Origin of the sequence: Proteiniclasticum ruminis (assembly GCF_900115135.1) — a bacterium.
Taxonomy (GTDB): Bacteria; Bacillota; Clostridia; order Clostridiales; family Clostridiaceae; genus Proteiniclasticum; species Proteiniclasticum ruminis_A.
The window spans coordinates 1-22,940 of the sequence record NZ_FOVK01000014.1 but is presented as its reverse complement, the minus strand read 5'-3'; the positions used below and the strand labels follow the sequence as shown (position 1 = coordinate 22,940).

Here is a 22,940-nt window from a genome sequence, read left to right as displayed (position 1 = left end):
CAATTATAGATTTTTAAGAACATAGGTGAGGATGGATACGGTGTTTTCCACGGCTAAGTCCTTGAATTTCTCATAATCCATGCTTGCACCGGTATTGGCGTTGTCTGAAATTGCCCGGATGACAGTGAATGGAATGTGATTGAGATCAGCTGCCTGGGCGATGGCAGCGCCTTCCATCTCGCAGGCGGCGGCGTCAAAGGTTTCCAGAAGATCTTCAATTTTCTCTTTGCTGGAGATGAACTGATCTCCACTGACGATGATGCCTTCATGGGTGGTATAGTCCTCATTTTTTCTGGAGCCTTCCAGTGCTAGTGCGGTAAGCTTCTCATCAGACTTGAAAAGGGAGCTTTCAAATCTTGGAATCTCGCCACGTTTCAGGCCAAAAGCAGTGACATCCATATCATGCTGAAGTAGAGCCTTTGCCACCACCACATCCATGGGCTGGATATTCTCCTTGACCCCTCCGGCTACGCCTACATTGATGAGGTGGGTCACCTGGTAGTCATCCGCGAGGATCTGGGCACAAACCGCTGCGTTGACTTTACCGATGCCTGAAATCACCATGACAACGTCTTTCTCTTCTAAAGTGCCTTCGATGAACTCCATTCTTGCTTTGGTCCTGGTTTCCTTGATGGACATGATTTTTTTAAGAGGAGCCAGTTCTTCCTCCATGGCACAAATAATCCCTATTTTCATCTAGATATAATCTCCTTGTACTCTATTTGCATCTAATTATAAGAGATAAGGGGAAGAGATGTAAAGGAAGTGTTTTTGGAAAAGACTTGAAATAGGGAGAGATTTCCGATATATTTACATTTGTTTTATGAAAGGAATGGATGAAGATGCAGCATGAGTTAAGAAGAACAGAAATGCTCCTGGGAGCAGAAAATATGGAAAAACTATACAGGTCCAAGGTGGTGCTTCTAGGACTTGGTGGTGTAGGAGGAACCTGCTTTGAAGCCCTGGTAAGGGGTGGGGTGGGAAAGATTGTGGTGGTGGATGATGATGTGTTCACTCTTTCCAATCTGAACCGGCAGCTTTTGTCCACGTACGATCACATCGGGAAGCATAAGGTGGATGCTGCCTTGGAAAGAGCAGAAAGCATCAACCGGCAGTGTGAAGTGATTGGGGTGAAAGCTTTCATAGGCAGTGAGAATCTTTCGGAGATCATCACCGAGGACACAGATTATGTCATTGACGCCATAGATACAGTAACCAGTAAGCTTCAGGTCATCGCCTACTGTAAGGAAAAGAACATAAAAATCATCAGTTCCATGGGAACGGGCAATAAGCTGGATCCTTCCAAGCTTCACGTGACGGACATCAAAAAAACCACCATGTGCCCTTTGGCCAAAGTGATGCGAAGAGAGCTGAAAAACCGTGGGATTCTTCACCTGAAAGTGGTGGCATCCACGGAGAAACCACTGGTGCCCATAGCCATAGAAGGAGAAGCCGTGGAAGGGGCTGTAAGCAGCCTTAAAAAAAGAAGCACTCCGGGGAGTACTTCCTTTGTTCCGCCTGCGGCGGGGATTCTTCTTGCTTCTGAAGTCATGAGAGAGCTTATGGGGCTTCTCGATTAAGGCATACGGAACTGGTTGATTTCTCCAATATAGTCGTAGCCGAATTCTCCAAGTCTGTTCATCAGAGCGCTCTGATCCAGATGATAATGGTCACAGAAGGCTGCGAGGGAATCGAAATCGTTGCGAAGCTTTGTGTTGATGGTGCTGAGCAGAATAAAGGGGTCCATCTCCATGATGTTTTCCTGGGTGAAGGCCGTTTCCATACTCATGTTTCTTCCTCCTCAAATTAGGCACGTAGTATATGTTACTCATATTATAAGAGAAAACCATGAGAAAATGTAAGTTGTTAACAAAGGTTTGATGAATATTATAAGTTTGTTAATTAATTGCCGATATTATCTATGGATTAACAACAAAATGCAACATTTGTACGAGTCCACGGGATGAGGGTGCCGCCTTCTTTCTGTGGACTTTATACGTGGTAGAAGGTAGAATTGATGGTAGATACGTTTACATATTGGACAATGGATATGTTTGAGTAGATTTTGAGGCATAAAGGAGTTGAGGGTGCTGTTTTTTGCAGCCGAGAGATGAAGACATTTAGTTCGTACAAGATCAAAGATCTGGTCCTGAAGAATAGAGTGGTGATGCCGCCCATGTGCATGAATATGGCAGAAGACGGACATCCAACTGACTTTCATTATATTCACTACGGAAATGCGGCACTGGGAGAGATTGGGCTCATCATCGTGGAAGCTACAGGAGTCACTCCTGAGGGCAGGATTCTAGAGAGGGATCTGGGCATCTGGAAGGATGATCAGATTCCAGGACATAGAAAAATAGTGGAGCTCTCTAAAAAATACGGGTCCCACATTGGTGTTCAGCTGGGCCATGCAGGAAGAAAATGTGGTATTTCTTCTCTCACCACACTGGCACCATCTGCCATTGCATTCAATGAAGACTATAAGTTGCCAAAGGAGATGGATCTAGAAGACATCAAAAGAATCGTGGAAGCATTCAAAGCAGCCGCTGTGAGAAGTCTTGAAGCGGGATACGAACTCATTGAGCTTCATGGAGCTCATGGGTATCTTATCCATGAGTTTTTGAGCCCTCTTTCCAATCATAGAACGGATGCTTATGGCGGTTCTACGGAGAACCGTGTCCGTTTTCTGAAGGAAGTGACAAAAGCCGTGAAATCCGTACTTCCAGAGAATTTCCCGCTGATTCTTCGAGTGTCTGCCGCAGATTATGTGGAAGGTGGCATAGACATTGAAGAAATGGTGAAAATCATTCATCTCGTAAAAGAGGACTTTGATATGATCCACGTAAGTTCTGGGGGACTTCATGTGAACCAGAAAATCAATGTATATCCTGGCTACCAGGTGAAGTTTTCTGAGATTCTGAAAAAAGAATGTGGAGTTGAGACCATAACCGTAGGGATGATCACAGAAGTGGATCAGGTAGAGGAGATTCTTCAGAATGAACGTGCAGACCTTGTGGCTCTTGGCCGGGTGCTTTTGCGGGATCCTTTTGTGCTGATCAAAGAAGGAAGAGGTCATGTGACACCGCTCTTTGCCTATAAAAGAGGGTTTCATGTGGATTGGGCTCACCGTAAATAGTGACAGAAATTAAAAAGAACCTGATCGTTTTGGATGATCAGGTTCTTTCTTATGCTGCTGTTAGGGTGTCACAGAGAAAAAGTCTTTCACACTTCCCAAAGTGAGATGCTGTGCTTCTACTGCTTTTCTCACTTCCGGGTTCACAAGTATGGAAAGCTCCTTCACCCGATGAATCTGGTAACTGCTGTTTTCAAGAATCACATCATCCAGATAGGCTGGATGGCACATGATTTCGAGAATCTCACTTTCCAGCCCTTCATGGTCTTCCCGGAATCTTCGGAAATAATCTTCCGAAACGGTCTCTTTATAGAAATCCGTCAGTCCATAAAATGTCTGAATCCTCTCTTTGCGAATAAAATTCAGATCCTCTCCTGAAACATAGGATGGGACCAGCCGTATGGGGAGAGTATACTCTTTTGCCAAGACGGTGGTAACCTTCAGCACATCTGGATGGAGATGCATATGATGATGTCCGTCCAAATGCGTGGGTTCAATTCCGTAGGACCTGATTTTTTCAATCTGGGCTGTCCACTCCAGATACACTTCTTCCGGTTTGACAGGAAGAGGGCGGTCCATGGGAAACCTTATGAATCTGCCGTGCTCATCCACAAGACTTGGAATCCGCTCCACGGGGGAGAGTGGACACAGTGCATCTAAAGTAAGGTGCACACCTATGCTGAGATTGGGACACTCTTTTGCAAGAGCCATACCATGAGAAAGAGCCGGCCCTCCAGCCATGGCGGTGGTGGAGGTAAGAATGCCCTCTTTGTGGGCTTTTATGATACCGAGGTTCTGGCCTTCAGAGAAACCGAAATCATCTCCGTTGATGATGATCCTCATGGCCTGTTCCTCAAGGTGTCAATGGTTTCTTTAAAAGCAGGAAGATGCTTTTCATGGGCCAGAAGAAGATCATCCAGGACCTTTCTGCCAAGATGCTCGCTTTGGACCAGAGGGTTTGTGACCATGGCCACATAGGCATCTTCATATTTTCCGCTTAAAGCTGCTTTTACAGTAAGTCTTTCGAAGGATTTCAGCTGCTGCACAATTCCTTCGGCTGCTGCTGGCAGGAGTCCTGTTGCAAGAGGCACTGGACCATCTTTTGTGATGATAGAAGATACTTCCACAGCTGAATCAAAGGGAAGAGAAGCGATGGCGCCTTTATTTCTGGTGTTGACCACCTGAATGTCCCGTTTGTCGTTGGCGATGGAAGAGATGAGGTTCACCGCTGCATCGCTATAGAATGCGCCACCTCTTAACTCCAGTTCTTTTGGCTTATCGGCAAGATCTTCATCCTGATATTTTTTGAAAAGATCCTCCTCCACAGCCATCACTTGGGATGCACGGGTTTCGCCTGTCTTAAAATCCTCCAGCATATGGCTCAGCATCTGATCTTTCTGGAAATAATATCTGTGGTAAGCGCAGGGAATGGCATCGAGTCCCCTCAAAAATTCTGGAGACCAGGGAAGATCCATGATGTTTTTCATGTTGAGAGATTCCGATTCAGTTGCCATTTTTTCCAGAACATCTCTTTTTACGGAGACGCCATCCAGAAAGACATCCAAACCAAAGACCATGTGGTTGAGACCTGCCATGTGAACGCGGACTCTTGATTTTTCTGCCTCCAGGATCTTGGATACGCCAACTTCCATGCCATAGGGCAGATTGCATACTCCAATGAACCGTTCCCAGGAGGTATGGTTTAGGACAGCTTCGGTCACAAGTCCCGCAGGATTTGTGAAGTTCACGACAAATGCGTTAGGGCAGAGCTCTTTACAGTCCTTCAGGATGTCAAAGATCACGGGGATGGTTCTCAGTGCTTTGAACATACCGCCTGCACCGTTGGTTTCCTGCCCGATGAGCCCGTGGGATAGAGGAATGGATTCATCAAGGGATCTGGCATGCAGCCCCCCCACACGGAACTGTGTGGTGACAAAATCAGCATCTTTCAACGCTTCACGCCTGTTCAGGGTACTGTAGATCTTCATGGGGATGCCCGCTTTTTTCACCATTCTCTCAGCCAGCTTTGTGATGATATTCAGTTTCTCTTTACCCTCTTCAATGTCCACAAGCCAGAGTTCTCTTACGGGAAGCTCTGCATAACGCTTGATGAATCCTTCGATGAGCTCTGGTGTATAGCTGGATCCGCCACCAATGGTGACAATTTTATAGGTTTTCATATACTACCTCCATTTCAATTTTTTTCTTTACTCAGATTATACTAAATTATTGGTACAAATTATAGTGGTTCCTACAACTATTTTTCCTAGGAATCCTGGATGATTTTTCTGGATGTTGAAATATACGCTATAAAACCATGAAGGAACGATCAAAAATAAAGAGATTTTTATGTTGAAAATGAATCATATAGGGAGAAATGAGATAAAAAAGATAATAGAAATCAAAAATTCCTATTTACATTGCTAAAGTAGTTCGTTATAATCATATCATAAAGTTGTACCAATGAATTTATTGGTGCTGATTTTTTTAAGAAGGCTGTAATCGTTTATAGCCCAAAAGGGGGATCTTATGAAAATACTTCTCGTATGTTCTGCAGGAATGTCCACCAGTCTGCTGGTGACAAAGATGGAAAAAGCAGCGAAAGAAAAAGGGATAGATGTGGAAATCTTTGCGCTTTCTGCTGGTGAAGGTAAAAAAATACTCAAAGAGGTGGATCTTGTCCTTCTGGGACCCCAGGTTCGCTTTATGAAAAATGAGTTTGTAAAACTTGCTACTGTTCCGGTAGACGTGATTGATATGCTGTCCTACGGAAGAATGGAAGGCGAGAAAGTCCTTAATAGTGCCCTGGCGCTCTTAGCGCAGAAGTAATGGTCTTAAACCCCAAACATAAGTCGACGATGGGTGGGGAAAAGATATTAAGTCAGTAGTTCAAAGGAGGTCAAAATGAATCGTTTTATTAATTTCCTTGAAGAAAAATTTGTCCCCGTGGCTGCAAAAATTGGCGGACAGAAACATCTGGTAGCCATCAGAGACTCTTTCGCAGCGCTGATGCCACTTATTCTTGTAGGTGCATTCGCAGTACTTCTAAACAATGTATTCTTTGTGCCATGGTCTCTTCTCGCCAACTATATTGGTGCTGAAAGCGCATTTATCGTATGGGCCAATGAAAATCTGGCTCCACTGTTCTCTCTTATGGAAAGCGGTACTTTCGGAATCATCGCATTAGGTCTTACCTTCTCCATGGGGTATAACCGTGCGGTCAATGAAGAGAAAGACTCACTATCCACCGGACTTATTTCTGTTGCATCGTTCGTTCTTTTAGGAGCACTTTCAAGAAACAATGAAGCAGTTGCATCCTGGGTTACAAACTTCCTGGGCGCACAGGGAATCTTCATTGCACTGATTGTAGGTCTGATCACTCCAGAAATATACTTTGCCATCGTGAGAAAGAACTGGGTCATTAAAATGCCTGATACCGTTCCTCCAGCTGTAGCAAAAGGATTTTCTGCAGTTATTCCAGGATTTATTGCTGTATTCTTCTGGGCGCTTGTGGCTTACTTCTTTAATGTAGCTTCAGGTCTCAACATCTTTGCATGGTTTGAAGTGAATATCGCTGCAGGTCTTTCTGTTCTAGGACAGAACATCTTCTCGATTCTTATCATCTCCACCCTGATTCCACTGCTCTGGTTCTTTGGTCTTCATGGCGCAAATATGCTGGAAGCCATCATGAGCCCTGTGTATGGAACTCTAGGTCTGGAAAACATCGACAAGTTCTCCAATGGTATCCGTGCCATCGGAACAGGTGCAGATGAACTTGCAGTATGGGTAAGAGGTTCCTGGGATGCTTATGTGTTCATGGGCGGCTCTGGAGCAACTCTTCCACTGATTGTTGCAATCCTCATCTTCTCCAAAGTTAAGCAGCAGAAAGAAGTGGCTAAACTTGGATTCCCACCTGGAGTCTTTATGATCAATGAGCCTGTGCTCTTTGGTATGCCAATCGTTCTGAATCCAGTGTATTTCATTCCATTTGTCATTGTACAGCCAATCCTGACCTTAGTAGCATTCTATGCCACAAAGATTGGTTTTGCAGGTCCTATTGTCAACTCAGTACCATGGACAACGCCACCAATCCTGAATGCATTCCTTGCGACCAACGGATCCTTTGGAGCAGTTGTTGTCTCCGTTGTGAACCTTGTCATCGCTTTCCTTGTGTACATGCCATTTGTTATGATTGCAAACCGTTATGAAGCACAAAGAGAAGAACTGGAAAAAACCGCATAAGCAGAACTGAAACTGATGGAATAGTCCCAAGGAGCTTGTCCTGGGACTATTCTTCCTAAATTGAGGGTGAAACAGATGGAACAGGGAATTTTAATCTATAAAAACATACATGAAGTTTACAGCGTGGTAGAAGACAATTTGAGAAAAGCGCTGAAACTAAAAGGACCGCTCCTTCATCAGGAGTCGATCTATCATATGCCGTCTCTGAAAGGGGAACGTAAAGTGCGCCAGGTCATTACAGAGGTGGAAGAGAACAGGCTGCTTTCCTTTGTGTCGTTTCTTGGGCAAGACCAGGTGAAGACCACGTACAGTTTCCGTGATGAGGGGGATGGATTCACCTATGTCCGGCTGAAAGAGGAAGCCACCAGTGACAGTATGCTGAGAAAGTACAACTATCTGCTGTTCAGTCTGCCTGTGCTAAGCAGTGGTGCAAAAAAGAAACTGCAGAGGAAACTTCAATCATTAAAACAGATGCTGGAAGGTGAGAAAAAATGATTATTGTGAATATGCCCCTGAAAAGGGATTTTGTGAAAGACCTGCTCCATGGGAAAACCATAGACGGGATTACCTTTGAATATGTGAAAACTGAGCAGATGAAAATGTATTTCAATACCAGTGAGGAGTCAGAAAGAGCCGCTTCTGTCGCCAAAGCTGCCATTAAAAAATCAGAGCTGGGACCAGCACTGTTCTTCATGGTGGAATATGTCAAATAGATTTCCGGAGAATTTTCTCTTTGGCAGCGCCTCCGCGGCATATCAGGTAGAAGGTGCTTATCAGGAAGATGGGAAAGGACTCTCCATTTGGGATGAGTGGGTAAAACTGCCTGGAAAAACCTTCCAGGGAACCAATGGAGATGTGGCTACGGATCACTACCACAGAGTAGAAGAAGATATTGCGCTCATGAAGGAAATGGGGTTGAAAGCATACCGCTTTTCCATCTCCTGGACGAGGATCCTTCCGGAAGGGCGTGGAAGAATTGAAAGAAAAGGACTGGAGTTTTACCATAAGCTCATTGATGGGCTGCTGGAAAATGGTATTGAGCCAGTTGTAACCATATATCATTGGGATCTTCCCTTGGCTTTACAGAAGGAGTATGGCGGATGGGAAGACCGGAAGATTGTGGAGGACTTTACAGCCTTTGCAAAGATTCTGTTTGATGAGTTCCATAAGAAAGTGAAGTACTGGATTGTGCTCAATGAACCCAATATTTTTACGCAGCTGGGCTATTTCATGGCGCTTCATCCACCGGGAATAAAAGACATGGGGATGTATCTGAAAACCTATCACCATACAGCCCTGGTTCATGCCTATGTGGTGAAGCTCTTTAAAGAGAAAGGCTACGAAGGAAAGATCGGCTCCTCCATCGCTTATACTCCGGGGTACGCAAAAACGGAGGATGAAAAAGATGTGGAAGCCCAACGAAGATACTATGAGACCGTGAACCACTATATCATGGACATCTATTTTAAAGGAAAGTACCCTTCCTGGGGATATGCATACTTTAATGAGAGAGGTCTTGCGCCAAAGATCCTTCCTGAGGATGAAAAAGTGCTGGTGGAAAGTGCCAAGATGACGGACTTCATCGGAATCAACTATTATCAGAGTGCTACTTTGGCTTATAATGGAGAAGACGGTATTGGTGTGTCTGACTTTAATGTTTCCGGGGAGAAAGGAAACTTCCGGGAATCTGGCATTCCAGGATTGTACCGTCAGGTCTACAATGAAAAGCTCAAGTACACCGATTGGGACTGGGCCATTGATCCTGATGGACTCAGATATGCTCTGGTGGAGATTTCAGAGCGCTTCGGGAAACCCATCCTCATTTCCGAGAATGGTATGGGTGCCTTTGACGAGGTTTCAGAAGGAAAAGTTCAGGACGGGTATCGGATCGATTATATCAGAGAACACATCAAAGCCTGCTATGATGCCATAGGCGAAGGTGTGGACCTTATGGGATACTGCACCTGGTCCTTCACGGATCTGCTCAGCTGGCTCAACGGATACCAAAAACGGTACGGGTTTGTGTTCGTGGACTTTGAAAAGGAAGATCTTCCAAGAATCAGGAAAGACTCTTTCTATTTCTATCAGGACGTCATAAAAACAAATGGAGAAAACTGTCTAAAAGAATAAGGAGTTAGAATATGGAAGGTATAGAACTGGTCTGTTTTGAAATGATTGCTGCCAATGGGTCTGCCAGATCCTATTTTATGGAAGCCATCGAGGCGGCTAAAGAAGGAAATTTTGAGGAAGCGGAAAAGCTCATGGAAGAAGGAGAGAAGATGCTTGCTGAGGGTCACCATGCCCATGGCGGTCTGCTCACACAGGAAGCTTCCGGTGATAAGGTGAAGGTGGATCTTCTTCTGGTACATGCAGAAGATCAGATGATGGCAGCGGAGACCTTCAGAATCATGGCGAAGGAAATCATTGACATTCATAAGAAGCTGAGCTAAGAGAAAATGGAAATGCATTGTCACAAGAATGGGTGACGGATATAATAAAACTAGAGGAAACGGAAGCAGATGGGAGGATTACACTTGGATGTGAAGTATAAGGTGATCTGTGAGGAGATTGCGAAAAATATCAGGGAAGGATTATATCAGGATACAAAAAAGCTGCCTACAGAGGAAGAACTCATTGAGCAGTTTGAGGTATCCAGAAATACCATCCGAAAAGCCATAGATCTTCTTACCAGAAAAGGTCTTGTGATTCCCATTCAAGGGAGCGGCGTCTTCTTAAGAAGTGTGTCCATGGATGGCGCCATCAATCTGGAAGACTTCCATGGCCTTACCCAAGGGTTTGGGGAAAATCATGTTACGACAAAAGTGAACAGCTTCAAACTCATTGAAGCGGATGAAAAGCTCGCGCAGGTGATGCAGTGCGAAAAAGGCACACCGGTGTATTTCATTGAAAGACTGAGAAGCGTGGCTGGGGTCCCCTATGTTGTGGAGTATTCCTACTATAATCGGGAGCTTATTCCCTACCTCAGCGAGGAGATCGTGAAAGGCTCCATCTACCAGTATATCCGGGAAGAACTGAAAAAATCCATCGGGTTCGTAGACCGTGTCATCACGGCAGGGATTCTCAACGAGCATGATGCCAGGGAACTGGGACTGACCCCTGGTGAACCATCTCTCATCTCCACCAACCGGGCATTCTTAAAAAGTGGCGTGATTTTTGATTACTCCATAGACATTCATAATTATAAAGAAACCAAATTCTTGAAACTGTCCAACTATCTGTAGAATCTAAAACACCAGAAGCTGTTTATCAAACAGTCTCTGGTGTTTTTTTAATTTCCGTCACTAGTTTGGGGCATTACATCCGAAGATCCCGCTTCTGAAAGAAGTGGAAAGAGGCGAGGAGGAGTCCTCCGAGAAGAAGGAAAAGGAATAGGATATAGAGTAGCGGTAATGAAGTCTCCTCCAGAAGGTCCTTCACCGGGAAATAGCGAAAAGGTGTCCACGGCCGGAGAAGGGCAGGTGAATCCCATAGGTCATAAAAGAGGCCTAGGGTAAAGGTGCCTAAGGTGATGCCCATGGAGATTCCAGTGGATTTCTTCTCTTCTTTGAGACTTGACGCAAAAAAGAATCCAAGGGCAAAATAAAGGAGCATCAGAAGCCACAGGGTAAAGCTCTCTTTGAGGAGCACCAGATGGGAAATTTCCTCCTTGGCATACATAGTGAAACTGAGGAGCGTTGTGCCGTGGAGTAGCAGCACAAGAAAGCTCAGAAGAAAGATTCCTGCAAGGGCTTTATACAGCAGAATGGCGCTTCTCTTCAGAGGCTTCACCAGAAGAAACTCCCCTGTTTTTAAAAGTTCTTCTTTGGCAGCCAGTCTGTTTCCTAAGGTTACGGCATATAGAATCCCTCCGAACACCACATAGAAATAGATGATGCCATGAAACTCCAGGGCATTTGAGATGCTGAGTCCGTTCATACCGAAGAGCACAAGAAGGGCTTTTGGCATCGCTTCCAGAAATACGCTAAAATCCTGCCCTGTGTCTTTCATGATGGGATAAGCCATCATGGACAGAAACACAGTCAAAGAGAGACCCGCAGTCCAGTAAAAGAAGGAAAGACGTTCAAATTTCAGCTCTTTTTTAAATAGATTCATCAGTCGTTCCCCTCCTATCCTGCTGAAAGCGCTTTGCGCTTCAGTGCGGTGAAAGAAAAAAGCAGAAGCAGAGTGGTAAGAAGCAAAGAGAAGAGAAGAAAAACCCTGTCGTAGGTTCCACTTCTCATGATCTCAGAGACATCAAAGTAACGAAAAGGCGCAGCATAGCGGAGATAGTCTTTTTGGAGCACCTGACTGACCATGGACAGGATGTAGAAGGCGGAAACAACACCAATGGCGCTGGAACTGAAAAAGCGCACTTTGCGTTTCAGGATACCCATGAGAAGACCCAGACTGTAGAACAGCATCTGGAGGAAAAATGCGGAGAATACGATGAGAAAGGTGATGCCCGGTTCTTTTTTCTCTGCGTAGAGATACTCCATGAAGAGTGCTGCCAAAAGGAGAGACAGTGTAAGAAACAGCATCAGAAGGAATGCCGCAAGACCTTTCTCCAGAAGAACGCGGGATCTTTTCACGGGTTTTGTGAAAAGAAATTCCGACGTGTTTCTTGAAATCTCTTTCCCGATGGTGGTGAGGCCAAGACGCATGCTGTAGATTCCAAGGGCGAGAAGGATGTATCCGTAGACATAGCCAAGATAGCCATGGAAACTGAGAAGAGTATCCAGTTCTATGGCAAAAGCCTCCAAAACCTCTTTGGGATAGACAGCCAGTATTTTTTCATAGGCTTCTTTTTCTTTCAGAATAGAAGGGTACATGAACAGAAAAAGAAGGAGAGTTATAGTGAGGGAAACGGCCCATAGGATAAGGGCTTTCTTCTCCGTTTTTAGAGTCCAACGAAATAGAGGCACTTATATCTCCTCCTTTTCGTAGTAGTGAAGAAAAATCTCTTCCAGGCTGGGTTCTTCGATGAGAAGGTTCTGAAGATCAAGAGTCTGCAACTGAGATAAAATCTCCTTCAAGTTTCCTTTATACATGAATTTCAGCTCCTGCTCCTTCTCTGTAAGATCTTTCACCCCAGGAAGGTGCATGAAAAGCTCTCTTGAAGAATCCTTGGTTTCCACTGTGATTTTCTTGTAGTTTTCTTCCCGAAGGGATTTCATGGTGCTTACTTTCAGGATCTTCCCTTCCTTAATGATGGCAACCCGGTGGCAGAGCCTCTGCACCTCACTGAGAATATGGGAAGAGAAGAAGATGGTTTTCCCTTTTCTGTTTTCTTCCTGAAGCAGTGTGAAGAACTTCTGCTGTATGAGAGGATCCAGTCCTCCTGTGGGTTCATCCAGAATGATGAGTTCCGGATCATGGAGCAGACCTTGGACAATACCCACTTTTTTCCGGTTTCCATAGGAAAGATCCTCGATTTTCTTCGAAAGATCCAGCTCAAGCAGCGAGGACAGTTCCGCTATTTTATTGCTGCAGTCTTTCTTATAGAAGGAAGCCGAGTAGTATAGGAGCTCCTTCACCGTCATGCCTTCATAATAGGCAACCTCAGAAGGGAGATACCCCACTTTTTCAGCGATCTTCACGGTGCTGTTTCGGATGTCCATCCCAAAGAGGCTGATTTCGCCAGCTGTTGGATAGAGTAGGCTCAGCATCGTTCTGATGGTGGTGGATTTTCCGGCACCATTGGGACCGATGAACCCGAAAATTTCACCTTGATTGACCGTAAGGGAAACATCTTCCACCCCTCTTTGCTTCCCGTAGTATTTTTTCAGTCCTGTGATTTTGATGATTTCCATGGCAGTCGCTCCTTTGATTGAAATAGATAGAGGCTGTAAAATGGACAAAAGCAAAGAACCTGCATCGCTTCATAAGGTGCAAGACTTTGCTTCTTTTATTTATTCAGGCATATAGGGTCCGCTTTGACTATAGGAGTCTTTCAGCTCAAAGAGAATTGCATGCAGTGATTTTTTGTTTTTGTATCTCATGACAAGATTCATGATGGTATCGTTCCCCAGCTTCGTCTGACCATAGATATAGAGCTTTTCCACCAGTTGGGCAAGGTACTCGTAGTCTCTTTTTCCATTGGCGCTGCTGGCGGAGTCTTCGATGAACTCAGACAGGATCCTGGAGGCTTCCAGATTATATTCAGGACTGAGAAAATCATAATGCTCCGGTATGAACTCTTTGTTTTCTTCAATATAAGCGAGCAGTCTTCTTTTGTCCTTTTCTTCCAGAATGATTCTTTTGTAGACGCCCTTCAGGTTTTTCTTCACTTCTTCGTCTTCGATGATTTTTTCATAAATGCCATGCCACTCCATGGGGCTGATGGTTCTTTTGAGATCGGTATAAGCTCTGTATTCTCCCAAGGTTAGCAGTTTTTTCGTGACCTCAACATACTGTTCCTGATTGTGGAGAAGCTTCAGGATACTTGCTTCCATGTACAGCCAGCGGATGAGTTCATCCCAGTTCCGTCCAGCCTTTTCAATTCCATCCCGGACAATGAGAAGGGCTTCGTGGAGTTTTCCGCGTCCTAAATAAGACTCCGCATCCATGAAGCGGAACTCAGGAACAGAGGGGTTTTCACGCCTCAGCTCCTTGGCTTCTTCAGCTTTTCCGATCATCATCAGGAGCTCATATTCAAGATACAGGAGATTGTTCTTGTCATAAGGCAGCACGGTGTCTTTTTCATAGACCAGAAGAAGTGTTTCATAATAATGGTCAAAGTCTTTTTCTGTGGTGATGTAATCCTTCATGATCCGTAAGAGAGTGGTGATATTACTGAGGTCCTTCAGTGAAACGCAGATGGACCTCAGGGATTCAAAGATCATCTGGGATTCGCGCACCGTGTACTTTTTTTCGGCAAGGGGAAAAAGGGCCTCCTGATAGACCTTGATGTAGTGGCTGTTAAAAAGAAAGCTCTCCATCCCGACGCTGGGGAGACTGACCATTTCAAAGAGAAGGAGATAAAGAAGGGTGGCTCTCAGATAGTTTCTTTCCTTTGCTTCGTGCCTCGCTTCTTCATGGGCAGAGAGGAGTTTGTTGAAATATCTGGAAAAGATCTCCTTGCTGCTGGTGGGTTTCAGCCCATGATAAAGAGAAAGGAGTTCTTCTCTTGTCTCCCGGATAAACTCCTCATCGGTGGAGCTTAGAAAACTCTTTCTGATGATGACTGGGATGTCTTTATAATAACTTCGTAAAGACAGAATAAATTCAATGAGTTCTTCTTTATCGGCGCCGTCAAGAATCTCCTTCAGATTGCTCTTGGTGTTTTTCAGGGTAGCTTTAGGCGTTTTGTCCACAGTGACTTCTTTTATAGGTTTTTCTGCCCATTTCATGAGCAGGGCAAGAAGATGCGGGCAAAGGATCTCTTCGTGGTTGCAGCTGCAGCTGTAGCTTTTCACTTCCTGATCTTCCAGAAGGATTTTCTGGATATAGTCCATACCGTCTTCTGTCCGTGCCTGAAGAAGATTTTTCCGGTAGGTGATCTTTCCGATACTGTTTTCTTTCAGAAGTTTTTTGGCTTTGATTTTGGTCAGCTCTGGGGCATCACTGATTAGTTTTGTCATCTTCAATAAAATCACCTCCAGGTATCGTTTCTTAGTTCATCGGAAAAGGCGTGAATCCTTTCAGGAACTGCAGAATGAGAAGATACATTAGGCCCAGCAACAGGACATTAAAAAGGAGCATCACGATGAATTTCTCCTTGTTCTTTCCGGTGGATAATCCGTAAAGATAGAGGCCATCTTCCAGAGCCAAGGTGAAGATCAGGATATAAAGCACATAATAGGTTCTGAAATAGATGGAACCGATAAAGGGCAGGAAGATCCAAGGAAGAAGATAGCTGAGGTAAAACCGGTTGAAAAGGCGAATGCCATTTTTCTCCTTCTGATAGATTCTGTTCAGTGTATAGGCTTCTTTGGAGCCGACATGGATCATGGCAAGGAAAAGGATGACCATGAGGGTCACTAGAAGCCCAAGGGTATAAGCCATCATGTGAAATCACCGAATCCTTCTCCGGTACCATAGGTATACTGGTCCAGATAATAATTGAATGCTGGATATATCTGAAGAGCCTTTATCAGTGCAGAAGCTTCTTTTTCAGCCTTTTCGTTAGAGTTGCATTTTTTCATGGCACGGATCATGAGGTTTTTTGGAGTTTCCAGAGGGGAGATATACTCCACAATGGAGACCTCGTATCCATGGGACTCCAGAAGCAGTCCTCTGAGACCATCGGTGAGGGTATCTGCAAGCCTTGCTTTCAGAATCCCGTGCTTCATAATACCTTCAAATGGTTCATAAGAGTAAGTTTTCAGCATTTCTTTATGACAGCAGGGCACTGCCACGATGAAATCCGCCTCTTTATAGACCCCGTAGGAGAGAGCCATGTCTGTGGCAGTATCACAGGCGTGAAGAGACAGTACCACATCGATTTTTCTGGAGTCCTTGAAGTCTTTCACATCCATGGCGTGGAACTCCATGTTGCGGTATCCCAGCTCTTTTTGAATCTTTCTGGAGGTCTCGATGACTTCTTCAGAGATGTCAATACCGATGAAATGGCATTTCATTCGAAGCACCTCTGTTAAGTAGTAGTTCAGGACAAAGCTGAGATAGCTTTTTCCACAGCCCACATCCATGATGTGGATGGTTTCCTGCTTTTTCAGCGTTTCAAAATTTTTGCTGAGAAGCTCCACATAGTGGTCAATCTGATTGTACTTTCTGATCTTGTCATTTTTGACTTTTCCATCCTTGGACATGATGCCAATGGCTTTCAGAAGAGGGGCTGCTTCTTTTGATTTAATGAGATAGTCTCTGGTCAGAAGTGTGGATGTTTCCTTTTCTTCTTTTGTAGTTTCATATTTCAGTGCTTCTGTGTTCATGGAAACACCTTTGGCGCTGGCCTCGATGAGGAGCTTCGTTCCTCGTTCTTTATAAGTCAGAATAAGGCTGTCATAGTGCACAGCCTCTTTTTTTATGTCCTCCAGCACATCGTCAAAAGGCAGAAGTCGTGTGACCCCGTTATAGTTATAGGAGAGGGTTTCCTCCTCGTTCAGAATACCGATTCCTTTAAATGACTTTAAACCAGCTTTGAACCGTACCTCTATTTCTATGAAAATCTCTCTGTTCTCGTTGTATCTGCTGTTGAGACCAAGGAAAAAGAAAGCCATCTTATCCAGGGTTGTTTTATTCATTTTTTACACCTCGCTGTTTCTGAAGAGCAGGGCTTCGGGAATTATTTTGCCTGCCGCTTCTATTATATTATATCCCAATGGCTTATAATAATGTATATATTCGGGCGAAAACTCCCGATAGATTATGAAAATGAGGTACGTTTGATGAAAGAGACGAAAGTGAACAAGCTGGGGGTTTTCCTGTTATTCACCCTGATGTTCCTAGCTCCATTTATAGAAAATACAAGAGGGATTTTTATCCCAATCTTCAAAGAAGATTTTTCAGTTTCCAATACCGCCATTTCTTCCATGATCACCGGAGTCTCCCTGGCGGGGATGGCGGTAACCTTCATAGGTGGAGCGCTCATTGAGAAAATTGGACAGAAGAAGACGGTACTTCTTGGTATCCTCTGCCTTATTCTCGGTATGGTGGTCCAAGCACTCTCCAACAGCTATTTCATGTTCTTTGTAGGGTTTATCCCAATCATTGCAGGACTGAACATATACAGTGTAGCCTCCAACACCATGGTGCCGATGATTTTTGTGGGTTCTTCCACTTTGGCCATGAACCTGTTCCATTTTATGTATGGAGCGGGCTCTACGGTTTCACAAAACGCCATTGGTGTTCTTCTTGATTTTGGCATAACCTGGAGAACCATCTATCTGTTCATTGCCGCACTTTACGTGATTGTGCTGCTGGCGTTTAAATTCACCCGGTTTCCGGACAAACAGCGGGTCCCTGTAAAAGAAGGGGAGGTTTCAGTCTTCAAGAATCCCATGCTTTATGTTTTTGGTGCAGCACTGGGATTTTATGTGTTTGCGGAGCAGGGCATGTCCTTATGGCTCCCCAATTATCTGAAAGAAGCCTTTGGGCTGAGGGAGAGCATTGGGGCTAGATACTTAGGCGCCTTCTTCCTTCTTTTTGCTGTGGGAAGGCTTTTAGGCGGATTCATAGTCCAGAAAACAGGAGTCATGCGTACGGTGATTTTCACAGAAATCGCCGCACTCATTCTGCTTTTTATCGGGGTGTTCTTTGGAAACTCCTATCTTTTTGTCATCAGTATTTCAGGACTGTTCTTCTCCATCGTGTTTCCGTCCACCATGTCCCTGGTGTCCAAGATTTTCAAAGAGAGACCAGGCATGGCCACGGGGTTCATCATGACAATGGTGGCATTTATCCTGAACAGCATGAACCTTGTGATGGGGATTCTCATGGATGGGATCGGGCCGAGGCTCGCCATCTTCCTGCTGCCCCTTTCCATGGGGATATCGCTGTGTCTTATGATCTTCATCAGAATAAAGACAAAAAACGAGGAAACAGCACTGCAATAGAAAATCTTATAGAACGGAGACAGAAGTGAATGGAAAAAATGAAACTTACCATGGAAGAGATTAGAGATACAGAGGGGAAAGAATATATTTTAAGAGATACAGACCGGATCACCATCGGAAGATTTACCCTTCTCGAGAGAAATCTGGGACAGAAGAACATGATGATCCGTCTGAGATTCTATAAAAAAGACCGGATTCTACTGCGGGAGGCCCTAAGGATCATGACCAGGACCTTTCTGAAAGATGGCAGTATTTACAAGGTGAATGTTCTGGTGGCGGATGAAGTGTCCACGCTCCCTTTTACGGAACTTGGCTACACTTTGGAAGGGATTCTGGTGGGGAACCGCTATGAGAATTCGCTCATCAGCAATGAGTATGTTTTTGGAACAGACCAGACACGGTTCAACCAGCTGAAAGAGTTCAAGCTTCTGGCGCTGGATGGAGAAAGAGTGCATCTGAGCCTTGCTTCTCCTGAAAAAGCACAGGATTATCTTCAGTATTATATGGAAAACAGAGAATTTCTAAGGCCCTATGAACCCCAGAGAAGTCCGGAGTTCTATACCTTGGAGGGACAAAGAAGATCATTGGATGAGAGTTTCAAGCAGTATATGAACGGACAGGCCATCAATTTCGGCGTGTATCTTGAGGGAAAGCTCATCGGCAAGGTGCAGCTCTCCAATCTGGTATACGGAGGACTGAGAAGTGCGCATCTTGGTTATGCGCTCCACCGGGATTTTGAAGGCAAAGGCCTCATGCAGGATGCGCTCCAGGCTGTCATCCAATATGCTGACGAAGAACTGATGCTTCACCGGTTGGAAGCCTCTACACTCCTTTTCAACGAGCGGTCACAAAAGGTCCTTAAAAAACTTGGATTCAACTATGTGGGGAAGAATGAAAAATATCTTTATATCAATGGAAAATGGCAAGACCACTATACCTTTGCACTGATTCTAAATGGATAACGCGTTAGGAGGAACTTTTATGACAAAAGAAGAAAGAAGCTGGATCTTGCAGGATTTCGGCAACTCAGCCTATTCCATCACCATCACCACAGCAATTTTACCTATATTTTTTAAAGGGGTTGCCGCCAGTCAGCTGCCGGATGCCACCTCCACGGCGTATTGGGGCTATGCCAATTCTCTTGCTACGCTTCTAATTGCGCTTCTGGCTCCTCTTCTTGGCACCATCGCAGATTTTAAAGGGGTGAAGAAGAAGCTTTTTGCGGCCTTCACACTGACTGCGATCATCTCCTCAGCACTTCTTGCTACCGTGGGAGAAGGGCGGTGGATTTACGCTCTTGTGATCTACATCATCACTGCCGTGGCATTTAATGGGTCCAGCATTTATTACGATGCCTTTCTTACGGACGTCACCACAGATGACCGAATGGATGACATCTCCTCCAAAGGATTCGGATTTGGGTATCTGGGTGGCACCATTCCTTTTGTGCTTTCCCTAGGGCTGATTCTAAGCGCTGAAAATCTGGGGCTCACGGTGACCTTTGCTACACAGATGGCGTTTCTCATCACTGCACTCTGGTGGATGGTTTTCACAATCCCTATGCTGAAGAATGTGAAGCAGAAATACTATATTGAAGGAGAACCTTCCAAGATCAAAGAAAGCTTTTCTGTGCTCTGGAAAACCCTTCTGGAGATCACAAAGAACAAGATGGTCCTGTATTTCATGATTGCTTATTTCTTCTATATTGATGGGGTGCATACCGTCATCACCATGGCCACGGCCTATGGGGTGGATGTGGGCGTAGATTCTGACAGGCTTCTCATCATCCTTGTGGCCATTCAGCTGGTGGCATTTCCCTTTGCGATTCTTTATGGCAAACTGGCTAAGGTTTTCGGCGCAAGGAAAATGATCATGGCCGGAATCATCACCTATACGGTGATCTCCATCTATGGCTTCTTTTTAAAGACAGAGCTGGATTTCTGGATCCTTGCCATGCTGGTAGCCAGCGCTCAGGGGGGAATTCAGGCTCTTTCAAGGTCTTATTTTGGAAAGCTCATTCCAAAGAATAAATCCGCAGAGTACTTCTCTATTTTCAACATATTCGGTAAGGTCTCCTCGATTTTTGGTCCTCTTCTTATGGGTATTGTCATCAGCATCACAGGGGAGACCAGACATGGAATTTTGAGCCTGATTATCCTCTTTATCCTTGGCGCATACTTCTTCCTGAAGATCAAGGATGAGAAAGTGGAGGAAATTGCCTAGGATTTTCTCTTGAATTCTAAGCGCATTCTCTATATACTTATTGAAGTATTGAAAGAGATTAGAAAGAAATATTTAGATACACCTCAGAAAAAACCATCCTGCCCTTCTGGTGCGGAAGCGGATAAAACTGAGAGTTTATGGAGGTTAATATGAATTATAACGGAATTATTATTTTTGGAGAAATGGGTTCAGGAAAGGATACCCTTGCGGACTTCATCATTGAGATGGAACCAAAGACCAAGAAGTATGGTCTTGGAGACATCATCAGAAATATGAAACCCATCGTTTCTATTTCCCCAGAATGGTCCGGCAATGAAAGAGGATTTTTTCAGCTGATGGCAGACAAGCTTAGGGAGATTGACATGAACATTCTCAACAAGTATGCTCTGGCAAAGATGATCACCGAAAATGCGGAGCTTCACAAGGTAACCCAGGAGAATAAATGGGAAGATCTTTATGAGAATCTGAGAAGAGTCAATGAGAACATTCTTCCAATGATCGTTGGTGGCCGTACGAAGGATGATTTTGATTTCTGGAAGAAAGCTGGTTTTCTGATCGTAGGGATCACAGCTACCAAGGAAAACAGATTCCACAGACTGGCCATTCGTGACGGGGAAGAAGTTGCAAAAAACAGCAATCCAAACCACAATACAGAAAAGGAAGTGGCATTGCTTGTAGAAAAAGCAGACTTCATCGCCAATAACGATGGAAGCCTGGAGGATCTTATGGAAAAAGCTAAAGAAGTTCTTGAGTTCTTCCATAACAAAGAAGTATAGAATGAGTAAAGCCCCCTGTTTTTAAGCAGGGAGCTTTTTTTAACTTATTTTATAAGAGACTTCAGAAGAATGAAAGCTGCTCCTCATTGCTTGCGCGCTCAATGAGAAGATTCAGGTTCTTTTTGTTTAAGATCTCCTTGATTTCATCGGGAGAAGCCTTCGGATCCAGAAACCTTCGGATATCTTTCTTGTCGAGAATAAAAGGGGTTCTTTCATGGATTTTTTTCATTTCACCTTCTGAAGCGGTGGTGATGATGGAAAAGTGTTCAGTGATGGAGCCGCTGCTGTCTGGAAACTTTTCCTTCACTGCCCCCATGAAAAAGAGGGGTTCTTCAGTCCTGATGAGATGCTTGATTTTTTCTTTTCCCTGCCACTCATAAAAAAGCGTAGCGGGAACCAGGCACCGTTCTTTCAAGACTGCCTGCCTGAAGAAGGGCTTTTCAAAAAGAGTTTCCTGTCTGGCGTTGAACACCAGTTTTTTGCCCAACGGAAATCCCCACAGGTTTTTATGAAGGCCATTCTTATCCACGGTAACAGAAAGGCTTCCAGGATGAAAATCCTTCTTCTCCTGCACAAAAGAGGACAAACGGTCTTCCTGATACCGCTCCTTCACTTCTCCGATGACATCCAGGAGGTTGATGATATCCTCCATGGTGAGTTCCAGCTGAAACCGTCCGCACATAACGTCCTCCTTAAGGGGTGAGTATTGTCTTATAAATCTTGATCAGGTCGTCCCGAGACACTTTCTCCGGATGATTCTTCAGTTTTTTCTCGTTGGACAGAAGACCGTTGACATAACGCCTGATTTCCTCCTGAGATAGTGTCAGAGGTTTCATGGGCAGAATTTTTTGAAGGATACCAGAAAGCTCTTCCACCGATGAAACGTTGATAAGAGTAAGCATCCTTTTCAGTTTATCGCTTTTCTTGAAGACTTTCAGGTAACCAGGATACAGAATTCCATTGGCAACCCCATGGGGGATGTTCTTCTCGTAGGTGAGGGGGTATCCCATGCCGTGAGGGAGACTGGTGCCGGTATGAGAAATGACCATACCTCCTATGGTGGATGCAAGGAGAAGCTTCTCCCGCATATCAATGTTGCAGTCCATGTTTTTTAGGGGTTCGATGCATTCGCCAAATAAGCGCAGGCCTTTTTCGGCCAAGGTATCTGTAAAAAGATTTGCTCTAGTATTGAGGTATCCTTCGGCCAGATGTGAGAAAGCATCCACCGCGGTACACACTGTGAGTTCATAGGTCATGTTCAGCGTGTATCTGGCATCCAGAAAGGCCAGAACAGGGTAAACCTGTTGCCCGATGTTCTTATTCACACCCTCTTCCGGTATGGCTAAGATGGAATAAGGATTGGTCTCTGAACCTGTACCAGCAGTGGTGGGCACTGCCACAATGGGAATACCTTTGAGGTTTTTTCGGGAAAGAAGTTCTTCTTTTGAAATATCCTGTTTGAACAGGATGGAGATGGCTTTTGCCGCATCAATGGCAGAGCCGCCTCCAACGGCAAGGATGAAGTCAATGCCTTTTTCTTTGTTTTCACGATGGGCTTTTTCGACGGTGGAAAGGGTAGGAGTTTCTTCGATTTTGTCAAAAATCACATACTTGATGTTTTCGTTCTCCAGGGCTAGAATGCTGTCTTCCAGTGAACCGTTGAGCTTTGAGGAAGTCTCACCGGTGACGATCAGGCACTTTTTGCCAAATTCACGGAGTCTTACGCTGTTCTTTACCAGACAGCTTCTACCGGCGATGATGGAAGTGGGCATATGGAATGTAAATTCGAACAATAAGATTACCTCCTAATTTATGTTCAGATCCAGATCCAAAATTCTTTGAAATTCAGTGGAAATAGAGCACGGTGGACCTGATTTTGATTGGATGGGAGTGTGGTAACATCAAGAAATTATAATTCTTCTATTGACAGAAAACAGTAGAATAAGTATAATAATCTTTGTCAGTAAACAAGGTTGATTAGCTCAGCTGGTAGAGCATGCGACTCTTAATCGTAGGGCCCAGGGTTCGAACCCCTGATCGACCACCATT

The 22,940-nt window shown here is 44.6% G+C and carries 25 protein-coding genes and 1 tRNA gene; 14 read left to right on the top strand and 12 right to left on the bottom strand.

Annotated elements, in window-relative coordinates; all coding sequences use genetic code 11:
- Nucleotides 1-3: 3 nt before the first annotated feature.
- Entirely contained in the window at nt 4-696 is a 693-nt protein-coding gene (locus BM243_RS13070; RefSeq protein WP_074912791.1) for a 5'-methylthioadenosine/adenosylhomocysteine nucleosidase, read from the bottom strand.
- Between the two features lie 146 nt (nt 697-842).
- Here BM243_RS13070 and BM243_RS13065 point away from each other — a divergent pair, with 146 nt between their 5' ends.
- Nucleotides 843-1,580 carry a tRNA threonylcarbamoyladenosine dehydratase gene (locus BM243_RS13065; RefSeq protein ID WP_177213525.1) on the top strand — a complete coding sequence of 246 codons (738 nt, stop codon included), beginning with the start codon at nt 843-845 and terminating at the stop codon, nt 1,578-1,580.
- On the opposite strand, the gene BM243_RS13060 is transcribed toward BM243_RS13065, so the two are convergent.
- Entirely contained in the window at nt 1,577-1,789 is a 213-nt protein-coding gene (locus tag BM243_RS13060; RefSeq protein WP_242943566.1) for a DUF4250 domain-containing protein, read from the bottom strand. The two genes, BM243_RS13065 and BM243_RS13060, sit on opposite strands and share 4 nt — an antisense overlap.
- Before the next feature lie 321 nt (nt 1,790-2,110).
- On the opposite strand from BM243_RS13060, the gene namA reads away from it, so the two are divergent.
- The gene (gene namA, locus BM243_RS13055; RefSeq protein WP_074912789.1) at nt 2,111-3,139 is read left to right on the top strand and encodes an NADPH dehydrogenase NamA; all 1,029 of its coding nucleotides are present in this window, start codon (nt 2,111-2,113) and stop codon (nt 3,137-3,139) included.
- 60 nt (nt 3,140-3,199) lie between these two features.
- Here namA and chbG read toward each other — a convergent pair whose 3' ends face one another.
- Together chbG and BM243_RS13045 are read right to left on the bottom strand one after the other, a co-directional pair.
- Nucleotides 3,200-3,979, bottom strand: coding sequence for a chitin disaccharide deacetylase (chbG, locus tag BM243_RS13050; protein ID WP_074912788.1), 780 nt, complete (start codon nt 3,977-3,979; stop codon nt 3,200-3,202).
- Nucleotides 3,976-5,316, bottom strand: coding sequence for a 6-phospho-beta-glucosidase (locus BM243_RS13045; protein ID WP_074912787.1), 1,341 nt, complete (start codon nt 5,314-5,316; stop codon nt 3,976-3,978). Before BM243_RS13045 ends, chbG begins: the two co-directional genes overlap by 4 nt.
- Nucleotides 5,317-5,665: 349 nt before the next feature.
- On the opposite strand from BM243_RS13045, the gene BM243_RS13040 reads away from it, so the two are divergent.
- From BM243_RS13040 to BM243_RS13010, 7 genes are all read left to right on the top strand, one after another.
- The gene (locus tag BM243_RS13040; RefSeq protein WP_143093595.1) at nt 5,666-5,965 is read left to right on the top strand and encodes a PTS sugar transporter subunit IIB; all 300 of its coding nucleotides are present in this window, start codon (nt 5,666-5,668) and stop codon (nt 5,963-5,965) included.
- 75 nt (nt 5,966-6,040) lie between these two features.
- Entirely contained in the window at nt 6,041-7,378 is a 1,338-nt protein-coding gene (locus BM243_RS13035; RefSeq protein ID WP_074912785.1) for a PTS sugar transporter subunit IIC, read from the top strand.
- Between the two features lie 75 nt (nt 7,379-7,453).
- Nucleotides 7,454-7,873 (top strand): SRPBCC family protein, encoded by a 420-nt coding sequence (locus tag BM243_RS13030; protein ID WP_074912784.1) that lies wholly within the window; start codon nt 7,454-7,456, stop codon nt 7,871-7,873.
- A complete protein-coding gene (locus BM243_RS13025) occupies nt 7,870-8,091 on the top strand; it encodes a hypothetical protein (RefSeq protein ID WP_074912783.1) in 222 nt (73 codons plus the stop codon). Before BM243_RS13030 ends, BM243_RS13025 begins: the two co-directional genes overlap by 4 nt.
- Nucleotides 8,081-9,508 carry a glycoside hydrolase family 1 protein gene (locus BM243_RS13020; RefSeq protein ID WP_074912782.1) on the top strand — a complete coding sequence of 476 codons (1,428 nt, stop codon included), beginning with the start codon at nt 8,081-8,083 and terminating at the stop codon, nt 9,506-9,508. The genes BM243_RS13025 and BM243_RS13020 overlap by 11 nt, the downstream gene beginning before the upstream one ends.
- 11 nt (nt 9,509-9,519) lie before the next feature.
- Nucleotides 9,520-9,828 (top strand): PTS sugar transporter subunit IIA, encoded by a 309-nt coding sequence (locus tag BM243_RS13015; protein ID WP_074912781.1) that lies wholly within the window; start codon nt 9,520-9,522, stop codon nt 9,826-9,828.
- A gap of 90 nt (nt 9,829-9,918) precedes the next feature.
- The gene (locus BM243_RS13010; RefSeq protein WP_242943567.1) at nt 9,919-10,620 is read left to right on the top strand and encodes a GntR family transcriptional regulator; all 702 of its coding nucleotides are present in this window, start codon (nt 9,919-9,921) and stop codon (nt 10,618-10,620) included.
- Between the two features lie 73 nt (nt 10,621-10,693).
- On the opposite strand, the gene BM243_RS13005 is transcribed toward BM243_RS13010, so the two are convergent.
- The 6 genes from BM243_RS13005 to BM243_RS12980 form a co-directional block, all read right to left on the bottom strand.
- Nucleotides 10,694-11,491: an ABC transporter permease subunit gene (locus tag BM243_RS13005; RefSeq protein WP_074912779.1), complete on the bottom strand. Its 798-nt coding sequence runs from the start codon at nt 11,489-11,491 to the stop codon at nt 10,694-10,696.
- Between the two features lie 14 nt (nt 11,492-11,505).
- On the bottom strand, nt 11,506-12,300 hold the full coding sequence (locus BM243_RS13000) for an ABC transporter permease subunit (protein WP_074912778.1): 795 nt from the start codon (nt 12,298-12,300) through the stop codon (nt 11,506-11,508).
- On the bottom strand, nt 12,301-13,188 hold the full coding sequence (locus BM243_RS12995) for an ABC transporter ATP-binding protein (RefSeq protein ID WP_074912777.1): 888 nt from the start codon (nt 13,186-13,188) through the stop codon (nt 12,301-12,303). It abuts the gene before it with no gap.
- 99 nt (nt 13,189-13,287) lie between these two features.
- A complete protein-coding gene (locus tag BM243_RS12990) occupies nt 13,288-14,964 on the bottom strand; it encodes an SWIM zinc finger family protein (RefSeq protein WP_074912776.1) in 1,677 nt (558 codons plus the stop codon).
- Nucleotides 14,965-14,989: 25 nt separating this feature from the next.
- Nucleotides 14,990-15,385, bottom strand: coding sequence for a hypothetical protein (locus BM243_RS12985; RefSeq protein WP_074912775.1), 396 nt, complete (start codon nt 15,383-15,385; stop codon nt 14,990-14,992).
- Nucleotides 15,382-16,581 carry a class I SAM-dependent methyltransferase gene (locus BM243_RS12980; RefSeq protein WP_074912774.1) on the bottom strand — a complete coding sequence of 400 codons (1,200 nt, stop codon included), beginning with the start codon at nt 16,579-16,581 and terminating at the stop codon, nt 15,382-15,384. Before BM243_RS12980 ends, BM243_RS12985 begins: the two co-directional genes overlap by 4 nt.
- A gap of 144 nt (nt 16,582-16,725) precedes the next feature.
- On the opposite strand from BM243_RS12980, the gene BM243_RS12975 reads away from it, so the two are divergent.
- The 4 genes from BM243_RS12975 to BM243_RS12960 all read left to right on the top strand — a co-directional run bounded on the left by BM243_RS12975 (nt 16,726) and on the right by BM243_RS12960 (nt 20,891).
- Nucleotides 16,726-17,892: an MFS transporter gene (locus BM243_RS12975; protein ID WP_074912773.1), complete on the top strand. Its 1,167-nt coding sequence runs from the start codon at nt 16,726-16,728 to the stop codon at nt 17,890-17,892.
- A gap of 29 nt (nt 17,893-17,921) precedes the next feature.
- Nucleotides 17,922-18,854, top strand: a complete 933-nt coding sequence (locus BM243_RS12970) for a GNAT family N-acetyltransferase (protein ID WP_074912772.1) — start codon at nt 17,922-17,924, stop codon at nt 18,852-18,854.
- Between the two features lie 19 nt (nt 18,855-18,873).
- A complete protein-coding gene (locus BM243_RS12965) occupies nt 18,874-20,115 on the top strand; it encodes an MFS transporter (RefSeq protein ID WP_074912771.1) in 1,242 nt (413 codons plus the stop codon).
- A gap of 149 nt (nt 20,116-20,264) precedes the next feature.
- Nucleotides 20,265-20,891, top strand: a complete 627-nt coding sequence (locus tag BM243_RS12960) for a nucleoside/nucleotide kinase family protein (protein WP_074912770.1) — start codon at nt 20,265-20,267, stop codon at nt 20,889-20,891.
- Between the two features lie 61 nt (nt 20,892-20,952).
- Here BM243_RS12960 and BM243_RS12955 read toward each other — a convergent pair whose 3' ends face one another.
- Nucleotides 20,953-21,573 carry an SOS response-associated peptidase gene (locus BM243_RS12955; RefSeq protein WP_074912769.1) on the bottom strand — a complete coding sequence of 207 codons (621 nt, stop codon included), beginning with the start codon at nt 21,571-21,573 and terminating at the stop codon, nt 20,953-20,955.
- A 10-nt stretch (nt 21,574-21,583) separates the two neighbouring features.
- The gene (locus BM243_RS12950) at nt 21,584-22,684 is read right to left on the bottom strand and encodes an iron-containing alcohol dehydrogenase family protein (RefSeq protein ID WP_083422806.1); all 1,101 of its coding nucleotides are present in this window, start codon (nt 22,682-22,684) and stop codon (nt 21,584-21,586) included.
- Nucleotides 22,685-22,862: 178 nt separating this feature from the next.
- Between BM243_RS12950 and BM243_RS12945 the strand changes: the two genes are divergently transcribed.
- A tRNA-Lys gene (locus BM243_RS12945) sits at nt 22,863-22,938 on the top strand.
- Nucleotides 22,939-22,940: the final 2 nt, after the last annotated feature.

Bases quoted from the DNA above. Each gene is read 5' to 3' on its own strand.
- BM243_RS13070 (WP_074912791.1), bottom strand. From the start codon at position 696: ATGAAAATAGGGATTATTTGTGCCATGGAGGAAGAACTGGCTCCTCTT.
- BM243_RS13065 (WP_177213525.1), top strand. From the start codon at position 843: ATGCAGCATGAGTTAAGAAGAACAGAAATGCTCCTGGGAGCAGAAAAT.
- BM243_RS13060 (WP_242943566.1), bottom strand. From the start codon at position 1,789: ATGAGTATGGAAACGGCCTTCACCCAGGAAAACATCATGGAGATGGAC.
- namA (WP_074912789.1), top strand. From the start codon at position 2,111: ATGAAGACATTTAGTTCGTACAAGATCAAAGATCTGGTCCTGAAGAAT.
- chbG (WP_074912788.1), bottom strand. From the start codon at position 3,979: ATGAGGATCATCATCAACGGAGATGATTTCGGTTTCTCTGAAGGCCAG.
- BM243_RS13045 (WP_074912787.1), bottom strand. From the start codon at position 5,316: ATGAAAACCTATAAAATTGTCACCATTGGTGGCGGATCCAGCTATACA.
- BM243_RS13040 (WP_143093595.1), top strand. From the start codon at position 5,666: ATGAAAATACTTCTCGTATGTTCTGCAGGAATGTCCACCAGTCTGCTG.
- BM243_RS13035 (WP_074912785.1), top strand. From the start codon at position 6,041: ATGAATCGTTTTATTAATTTCCTTGAAGAAAAATTTGTCCCCGTGGCT.
- BM243_RS13030 (WP_074912784.1), top strand. From the start codon at position 7,454: ATGGAACAGGGAATTTTAATCTATAAAAACATACATGAAGTTTACAGC.
- BM243_RS13025 (WP_074912783.1), top strand. From the start codon at position 7,870: ATGATTATTGTGAATATGCCCCTGAAAAGGGATTTTGTGAAAGACCTG.
- BM243_RS13020 (WP_074912782.1), top strand. From the start codon at position 8,081: ATGTCAAATAGATTTCCGGAGAATTTTCTCTTTGGCAGCGCCTCCGCG.
- BM243_RS13015 (WP_074912781.1), top strand. From the start codon at position 9,520: ATGGAAGGTATAGAACTGGTCTGTTTTGAAATGATTGCTGCCAATGGG.
- BM243_RS13005 (WP_074912779.1), bottom strand. From the start codon at position 11,491: ATGAATCTATTTAAAAAAGAGCTGAAATTTGAACGTCTTTCCTTCTTT.
- BM243_RS12995 (WP_074912777.1), bottom strand. From the start codon at position 13,188: ATGGAAATCATCAAAATCACAGGACTGAAAAAATACTACGGGAAGCAA.
- BM243_RS12985 (WP_074912775.1), bottom strand. From the start codon at position 15,385: ATGATGGCTTATACCCTTGGGCTTCTAGTGACCCTCATGGTCATCCTT.
- BM243_RS12980 (WP_074912774.1), bottom strand. From the start codon at position 16,581: ATGAATAAAACAACCCTGGATAAGATGGCTTTCTTTTTCCTTGGTCTC.
- BM243_RS12975 (WP_074912773.1), top strand. From the start codon at position 16,726: ATGAAAGAGACGAAAGTGAACAAGCTGGGGGTTTTCCTGTTATTCACC.
- BM243_RS12970 (WP_074912772.1), top strand. From the start codon at position 17,922: ATGGAAAAAATGAAACTTACCATGGAAGAGATTAGAGATACAGAGGGG.
- BM243_RS12965 (WP_074912771.1), top strand. From the start codon at position 18,874: ATGACAAAAGAAGAAAGAAGCTGGATCTTGCAGGATTTCGGCAACTCA.
- BM243_RS12960 (WP_074912770.1), top strand. From the start codon at position 20,265: ATGAATTATAACGGAATTATTATTTTTGGAGAAATGGGTTCAGGAAAG.
- BM243_RS12955 (WP_074912769.1), bottom strand. From the start codon at position 21,573: ATGTGCGGACGGTTTCAGCTGGAACTCACCATGGAGGATATCATCAAC.